This is a genomic window from Roseateles chitinivorans (assembly GCF_002761755.1).
In the GTDB taxonomy this organism is placed as follows: Bacteria; Pseudomonadota; Gammaproteobacteria; order Burkholderiales; family Burkholderiaceae_C; genus Roseateles; species Roseateles chitinivorans.
Genome location: NZ_PEOG01000122.1, coordinates 1 through 8,203, shown reverse-complemented (window position 1 = coordinate 8,203; position 8,203 = coordinate 1). Strand labels below are relative to the sequence as shown.

General features: G+C 73.0%; 4 protein-coding genes. 1 reads left to right on the top strand and 3 read right to left on the bottom strand.

The genetic code is table 11. From position 1 onward, the window contains the following. The 3 genes from CS062_RS24460 to CS062_RS24450 all read right to left on the bottom strand — a co-directional run. Positions 1 to 2,646 (bottom strand): ligase-associated DNA damage response DEXH box helicase (locus CS062_RS24460; RefSeq protein ID WP_099864425.1); only part of this gene is annotated, 2,646 nt, incomplete at its 3' end. Positions 2,647 to 2,678: 32 nt separating this feature from the next. Then, entirely contained in the window at positions 2,679 to 4,442 is a 1,764-nt protein-coding gene (locus CS062_RS24455) for an ATP-dependent DNA ligase (protein WP_099864423.1), read from the bottom strand. Then, on the bottom strand, positions 4,439 to 5,641 hold the full coding sequence (locus CS062_RS24450) for a ligase-associated DNA damage response exonuclease (protein WP_099864421.1): 1,203 nt from the start codon (positions 5,639 to 5,641) through the stop codon (positions 4,439 to 4,441). The genes CS062_RS24455 and CS062_RS24450 overlap by 4 nt, the downstream gene beginning before the upstream one ends. 269 nt (positions 5,642 to 5,910) lie before the next feature. On the opposite strand from CS062_RS24450, the gene CS062_RS24445 reads away from it, so the two are divergent. Continuing rightward, on the top strand, positions 5,911 to 8,203 hold a 2,293-nt coding region (locus CS062_RS24445), incomplete at its 3' end, for an ATP-binding protein (RefSeq protein WP_233218239.1).

Here is an 8,203-nt window from a genome sequence, read left to right as displayed (position 1 = left end):
CTCGCCGCGCGTCTCCAGCGCGAGCGATTCCTGCACCGACGCGATCGCGAACTGCGGCGAGTCCTGCTTGGCGAACACGGCGAGCGCGCGCTCCGCCGGCTCGCGGGCGGTGCCGACCGCGTCGCCGCCGGCACTGCGCTCGAGCTCCGAGACCATCCGCGCGATGCGATCGCCCAGCGACTCGTTGCTGAGCTTCTCGCGGAAGCGCTCGACCATCAGCGGAAACGCGAGCGGCGTGGGCTTGCGCAGCGCATGCACCTGCAGCGTCTGCGTCGCCATCCGGCCCAGCGCCTCGGCCAGGCGGCGCACGTCCAGCTCCTGCGTCAGCAGTTCCCGCTCGGCCTGCGCCAGCAGCAGGTTGCCGGGATCGTGCTGCTGGAAGACCTCGAAGAACAGCGTCGCGGAGGCCTGCAACTGGCGGTTGCTGCGGCGCTCGCCGGGGTGGCTCTGGAAGATCAGTCCCGCGATGCGCGCGATCTCGCGGAAGCGACGGCGCGCCAGTTCCGTCGCGTTCAGGCTGGCCAGCACCTCGTGCAGCAGCGTCTCCAGCGGCGGCACGGTGAGCAGGCCCGGCAGCCGCTCGGCCCAGTCGATCGGTTTGGCGCTGAGCAGTTCGATGCCGTAATCGTTCAGCGCGATCGAGAAGGTGCCGGTCTCCGGCTGCGCCGCCCGCCAGGCGATCAGGCCGGCCAGTCCGAGGTGGACCTGCCGGCCGGCGAAGGGATAGAGAAAGAGGTGCCAGCCCTCGCGCGACTTCAAGGTCTCGGCCACCAGCACGTCCGGCGCGGGCACGCCGGACCAGCGCCGCTGGATGTCGATCAGCGGTCGCACGCAGGCCATCTCGGGCGAATCGAAGCGGCCCGCGTCGGCCTCGGCCAGCTCGCGCAGCACCGCGTCGGCCAAGGTGCTGGACAGGGGCATGCGGCCGCCGTTCCAGCGCGGCAGCGCGGCCCGTCCGGCGGTGGCGCGCCGCACCAGCGCCGTCATCTGCTCGACCCGGACCAGCTCCAGCAGGCGGCCGCTGAACATGAAGGCGTCGCCCGGGCGCAGCCGCGCGATGAAGCTCTCCTCGACGCTGCCCAGCTTGCCGCCGCCCAGGTACTGCACGCTGATCGACGCGTCGCTGACGATGGTGCCGATGTTGACCCGGTGACGTCGCGCCAGCCGCGCATCCGGCACGCGCCAGACGCCGTGCTCGTCGGGCACGACGCGGTGGTAGTCCGGGTAGGCGGTCAGCGAGGCCCCGCCCTGTCGCACGAAGTCGAGCGCCCAGCGCCAGTTCGCCTCGCCGAGTTCCTCGTAGGCGACGGTGCCGCGGACCTCCGCCAGCAACGCATCCGGTTCGAAGCCGCCGCCCAGCGCCACCGTGACCAGGTGCTGCACCAGCACGTCCAGCGGCTCGCGCGGGCTGTGCCGGGCCTCGATGCGGCCGGCGCGCACCGCCGCACGCGCGGCGGCGGCCTCGACCAGCTCGAGGCTGTGCGTCGGTACCAGCGTGATCCGCGACGGCCGGCCCGGTGCATGGCCGGAGCGCCCCGCGCGCTGCACCAGCCGGGCCACGCCCTTGGCCGAACCGATCTGCAGCACCCGGTCGACCGGCAGGAAGTCCACGCCGAGGTCCAGGCTGGAGGTGCAGACCGCAGCCTTGACGCGGCCCTCCTTGAGGCCCAGCTCCACCCACTCGCGCACCTCGCGATCCAGCGAGCCGTGGTGCAGCGCCAGCACGCCGGCCCAGTCGGGACGCGCCTCCAGCAGCGCGCGGTACCAGCGCTCGGCCTGCGAGCGCATGTTGGTGAAGACCAGGCAGCTGGCGCTGGCCTCGATCGCCTCGACCACCTGCGGCAGCATGCGCAGCCCCATGTGGCCCGCCCAGGCGAAGCGCTCCGCGGTGGTGGGCAGCAGAGTGTCGATGACCAGCGTCTTGTCGGTCTCGCCCCGGACCAGCACGGCGTCCGCGCTGCCCGACGTGCCGAGCAGCGTCCGCAGCGCTTCGTCGAGGTTGCCCAGCGTCGCGGACAGGCCCCAGGTCATCAAGGGGGCGTCGCGCTCGGCGCGGAAGCGGCGCAGCCGCGCCAGCGCCAGCTGCGTCTGCACGCCGCGCTTGTTGCCCATCAACTCATGCCACTCGTCGACCACGGCCAGCCGCGCCTGGCCGAGCTGTTCCCGCGCATCGGCCCGCGACAGCAGCAGCGACAGGCTCTCCGGCGTCGTCACCAGCACGGTGGGCAGGCGCCGGTCCTGCGCCGCGCGCTGCGCGGAGCTGGTGTCGCCGCTGCGCAGTCCGATCGTCCAGCCCGGGCAGAAGGCCGCCATCGGCCGCGTCAGGGCGCGCAGCGTGTCGGCGGCGAGCGCGCGCATCGGCGTGATCCAGAGCACCGTCAGCGGCGGCGCGACGGCCTTGCCGCCGTGAGCGCGCGCCTCGCCGCCGATGGCATCGCGCAGCGTCGCCAGCGCCCCCAGCCAGATCGCCAGCGTCTTGCCGCTGCCGGTGCTGGAATGCAGCAGCCCGCTGCGGCCCTGTGCGATCTCGTCCCAGACCTGGCGCTGGAACGGAAACGATCGCCAGCCCTGCGCGGCGAGCCAGGCGTCGATCGACAGGTCCCGGTCCGCCGCAGCCGCGTCGAGGGCGATGTCCGCGTTGCTCATGGCCTCCGCATCGTTCCCGGCCTTCCTCGCGCTCACGGTGTGGCCTCGTCGGCGTCTTCGGCGTCTTCGACGTCTTCGAGCTGGCCCTGCGCCGGCGTTGCCGGCGAGGTCCGGGGCGCCGCGCGGACGACGGGCTCGTCGTCGCCCCCGGCCGGCAGCAACGCCTGCAGCGTCTGCAAGGTGTCGGCCTCCTCGACCGGCTTGTCCTCGCGCCGGCGCAGCATGCGCGGGAAGCGCACCGCGATGCCGCTCTTGTGCCGGCCGCTGCGGGCGATGCCCTCGAAGCCGAGCTCGAACACCATCGTCGGCGTCACGCTGCGCACCGGGCCGAAGCTCTCGATCGTGGTGCGGCGGATCGCCGCGTCGACCTCGTGGATCTCCGCGTCGGTGAGTCCGGAGTACGCCTTCGCGAACGGCACCAGCTGGCGCGCCGGATCGTCCTGCGGGCCGTTCCAGACGGCGAAGGTGTAGTCGGTGTAGAGGCTCGCGCGCCGGCCATGGCCGCGCTGCGCATAGATCAGCACCGCATCCACCGACAGCGGATCGATCTTCCACTTCCACCAGACGCCGACATCCTTGGTGCGGCCGACGCCGTAGCGCGCGTCGCGCCGCTTGAGCATCATGCCCTCGACGCCCAGCGCCCGGGCCTGTTCGCGGGTCTGCGCGAGCGCCCTCCAGTCCGCGCCGTCCACGAGGGGACTGAGCTCCAGGCCCGGCAACGGATGCGATGCCACCAGGCGCTCCAACCGCGTCCGACGCTCGTGCTGCGGCTGGTCGCGCAGGTCCTGGCCGTCCTGCTCGAGCAGGTCGTAGACGCACAGCGCCACCGGCAGCTCGCGCAGCAGCTTCGCGCCCAGCGTCTTGCGACCGATGCGCCGCTGCAGCTCCGCGAAGGGCATCGCCCGGCCGTCGCGCCAGACCAGGATCTCGCCGTCGAGCACCAGGCCATCGGGCAGCGCCTCGCCCATCGTGCGCAGCTCGGGGAAGCGTTCGGTGACCAGTTCCTCGCCGCGCGACCAGATCGCGACCTCGCCGCCGCGCCGCACCAGCTGCGCGCGGATGCCGTCCCACTTCCACTCGACCAGCCAGTCCGCGGCGGGGCCGATCGCCGCGTCGAACTGCTCGACCGGCAGGGCCAGCGGATGCGCGAGGAAGAAGGGATAGGGCTGCAGGCCACGCGCATTGCCCTCGCCCGCGCCGGCCTCGGCCGGCGCGATCAGCGCGGCATGGTCGGCCGCGGTGGGCCGGGCGCCGACATGGGTGTAGCCCATCAGCCGCTGCGCGACCAGCTTGGCATCGACGCCGCCGACCGCCGCCAGCGCCTGCGTCACCTGCAGCTTCGACACGCCGACGCGGAAGGCGCCGGTGATCAGCTTGAAGTAGACGAAGCGCTGCTCGACCGCCAGCGAGGCCCACTGGCTCTGCAGCGTCAGCGCGAGCGCCTCGGGCGGTTGACCGCGCAGCGGCAGCAGGTGTTCGGTCATCCAGGCGGACAGCGGACGCTCGACCACCTCCGTGGGCTCGGGCAGCAGCAGCGCGATCGTCTCGGCCAGATCGCCGACCGCCTCGTAGCTTTCGTCGAACAGCCATTCCGGCAGGCCGGCCGCCAGCCGTGCCTGCTCCCGCAGCAGCCGGGTCGGCACCAGTTGCCGCGGCTTGCCGCCGGCGAGGAAGTAGACCGCCCAGGCCGCATCCGCCGGTGGCGCCTCGCGCAGGTAGGACTGCAGCGCGGCCTGCTTGGCCAGGCTGGACGTCGACGCGTCCAGTTCGCGGTACAGCGCGGCGAAGGCCTTCATGACGACGGGCTCTCGTCCGCGGCGCCTGGACGGTGGCGCTCGCCCTGCGGTGTCGGCGCATCGAGGACCTGCTGGTCGACCGCCGCGTCCTGCGCGATGAGGCCCTCGCGCGCCGGCGCTGGCGTTCCGTCGTCCGGACCGGCCGGGACGGCGGCGCTGTCGTCCTCCTCGCCGTACTCGGTCGCGAAGGCCTGCGCGAGCAGGCCCTGCTCGTTGAGCCAGCGCACCAGCACCGGCACGCTGCCGTGGGTCACGAAGACGCGTTCGGCGCCGGTGCCGCGGATCGCGGCCATCAGGCCCGGCCAGTCCGCATGGTCCGAGACGACGAAGCCGCGATCGACACCGCGCCGCCGGCGCGTGCCGCGCAGCTGCATCCAGCCGCTGGCGAAGGCATCCGCCGGATCCGCGCCGAAGCGCTTCATCCATGGCGAGCGCGCGGCCGATGGCGGCGCGATCACCAGCGCGCGCGACAGCGCGGCCTTGTCGAGCGCCGGATCGGCGGCATGGAAGGTCGGCGGCAAGGGCACGCCGGCGGCGCGGTAGACGGCATTCAGCGGCTCGACGGCGCCATGGCTGACGATCGGCCCGATCGAGGCATCCACGCCATGCAGCAGCCGCTGCGCCTTGCCCAGCGCATAGGCATAGAGCACCGACGCGCGCCCCGCCTCGGCATTGCGCCGCCACCAGGCGTCGATCTCCGCGAACAGCGCCGCCTGCGACGGCCAGCGGTAGATCGGCAGGCCGAAGGTGGACTCGGTGATGAAGGTGTCGCAGCGCACCGGCTCGAACGGCGCGCAGGTGCCGTCCGCCTCCAGCTTGTAGTCGCCCGAGGCCACCCAGACCCGGCCGGCATGTTCCAGCCGCACCTGCGCCGATCCCAGCACATGGCCGGCCGGATGCAGCGACAGCCGCACGCCGTGGTGCTCGATGGCCTCGCCATAGGCCAGGGTCTGCAGCGTGATGTCCTCGCCGAGCCGGCGTCGCAGGATGGCGGCGCTGTCGTGGTGAGCCAGGTAATGGGCATGGCCCCAGCGCGCATGATCGCTGTGGCCGTGCGTGATCACGGCGCGGTCCACCGGCCGCCAGGGGTCGATGTAGAAGTCGCCGGGCGGGCAATAGAGGCCCTCGGGACGCGCGACCACGAGGTCGCCGCGCCCTGCCCCGTCTTCGGTCGCTTCGATGCTGGATGGCGTGCCCATGTCGGCCGATGCTAGCCAGGACCGGCGCCGGCCGCTGTAGGACGAGCCCGCGTCCCGCCGCTCCGGTGCGACACCCCTGCCCCCGCGCCGCCGCCCCCCTGGACACCCGGGCGATCCCTGCGGCCACGCGTCTGCCGGATGTCGGTGAAAGCCCGTCCTTCCACGGCCAGTTCGGGGCTTGCGCCCCGCGCCGCCTCCCCTACACTGCCCCGGCGTTCATCCATCACGGCCCGGCGGCCTCCGACCGGGTCTTCCAGGGAGGGAAAGGGATGGGTCGTGTGTCCGACTGGCTGCTGGGACATCGCCGGACCGCGTGGCTGCTGGCGGCCATCGTGGCGGTCGCGCTCGGCATCGCCGCGAGCGAGACGCACCGGCGCTCGCTCGAACGCGATTTCCGGCATGCCCTGGCCAATGCCGCCCAGCGCGAGGCGCTCGCCCTCCAGGGCCTGACGCTGACCGGCAAGGGCATGGGCGCGGTCGTGCTGGCCGGCCAGCTCAATCCCGACCTCAAGAACGCCGCCGCGCTCACCGACACCGACGCCGCCCGTCGCACCCGCCCGGCCTTCGAGACGCTGGAGGTCATCGGCACCAGCGTCGGCGCGCAGCTGGCCTACGTCGTCAACAGCCGCGGCCGCATCATCGCGGCCTGGGACGACGAGGGCGTGTCGCCGATCGGCCTGGACGTGACCTTCCGCCAGTACTACCGCCAGGCGATGCGCGGCCAGCCCAACGTCTTCGCCGGCATCAGCATCACCACCGGCCAGCGCGCGTTCTGGCTGGCCGCGCCGGTCTATCGCCAGCCCGGCCAGAGCGGCGAGATCGTCGGCGTGATCGCCGCCCGCCAGTACGCCGACACGCTCGACCGCTTCCTCGACACCCGCAGCTATGCCGGCGCGCTGCTGGTGTCGCCGCAAGGCGTGGTGATCGCCGCCAGCCGTCCGGAATGGCGGATGAGCCTGGACGGCGCCGCGACCGCGGAGCGCTCCAGGACGCTGACAGCCAGCGGCCAGTTCGGCAAGCTCTTCGAGGATCCGGCGCGCGTCCACAGCCTGCCCTTCGCGCCGCGCGCGCCGACCGTGTCCGTCGGCGGTGCCCGCCACGCCACCGCCCAGGCCGAAGTGGCCTGGAACGATCCCGCCGGCCCCTGGCGGCTGGTGCTGCTGGGCGACCTGGACGCGCTGGAGCCGACGACCACCCGCGTCGGCATCGCCGCGCTGGTGGCGCTGCTGGCCTTCGGACTGCTGGCGGCCTCGCTGCGCAGCCTGGCCCACGGCCGGGCGCGTGATCGCAAGGACCTCGAGCTGCAGGCGCATCACCGCCAGCTGGAGGCGCTGCTGGAGGACCGCGAGCGCGCCCAGGACGCGCTGCGCCAGGCCAAGGAGGATGCCGAGGAGGCCACCCGGGCCAAGTCGGACTTCCTGGCCAACATGAGCCATGAGATCCGCACGCCGATGAACGCGATCATCGGCATGTCCCATCTGGCGCTGCAGACCGGGCTGGATGCGCGCCAGCGCAACTACATCGAGAAGGTGCACCGCTCGGCCGAGAACCTGCTGGGCGTCATCGACGACATCCTGGACTTCAGCCGCATCGAGGCCGGCAAGCTCAGCCTGGAGGAGGTGCCCTTCCGCATGGAGGACGTGCTCGACCACCTGGTCAACCTGATCGGTTTCCGCGTCGAGGACAAGGGACTGGAGCTGCTGCTGAACGTGCCGCCGGACCTGCCGACCGCGCTGATCGGCGATCCGCTGCGGCTGGGCCAGGTGCTGGTGAACCTGGGCAACAACGCCGCCAAGTTCACCGATCGCGGCGAGATCATCGTCAGCATCGAGTCGGTCGCGCTCGGCGCGCGCGACGCGGCCGCGCTGGACGCGGTCGGCACGCCGGAGGTCGAGCTGCATTTCCGCGTCCGCGACACCGGCATCGGCATGACGCCCGAGCAGCAGGCGCGGCTGTTCCAGAGCTTCAGCCAGGCCGACAGCTCGACCACCCGCCGCTACGGCGGCAGCGGCCTGGGGCTGGCGATCTGCAAGCAGCTCGTCGAGATGATGGGCGGCCGCATCTGGGTCGAGTCGGCGCCGGGCCAGGGCTCGACCTTCCACTTCACCGCGCGCTTCGCGCTGCAGCCGGAGGGCTCGGACCTGCCGGCGCGGCGCGCGCTGATGGCGCACGAGCTGGCTCGACTGCGCACCCTGGTGGTCGACGACAACCGCGCCGCGCGCGAGATCCTGTCCACGCTGGGCGCCAGCTTCGGCCTGGACGTCACCACCGCCGCCGACGGCGCGGAGGCGGTGCGCGACGCCGAGCAGGCGCAGGCCGACGGCCAGCCCTTCGCGCTGGTGCTGATGGACTGGCAGATGCCGGTGGTGGACGGGCTGGAGGCGACCCGCCAGCTCGGCGACGGCCGGCTGCAGACGCCGCCGGCGGTGGTGCTGGTGACCTCCTTCGGCCGCGACGACTCGCTGACCGCGGCGCTGGCCGGGGCCGGCACGCAGCGCCGACCGGTGCTGCTGACCAAGCCGGTCACCGCCTCGTCGATGCTCAGCGCGATCGGCGAGGCGC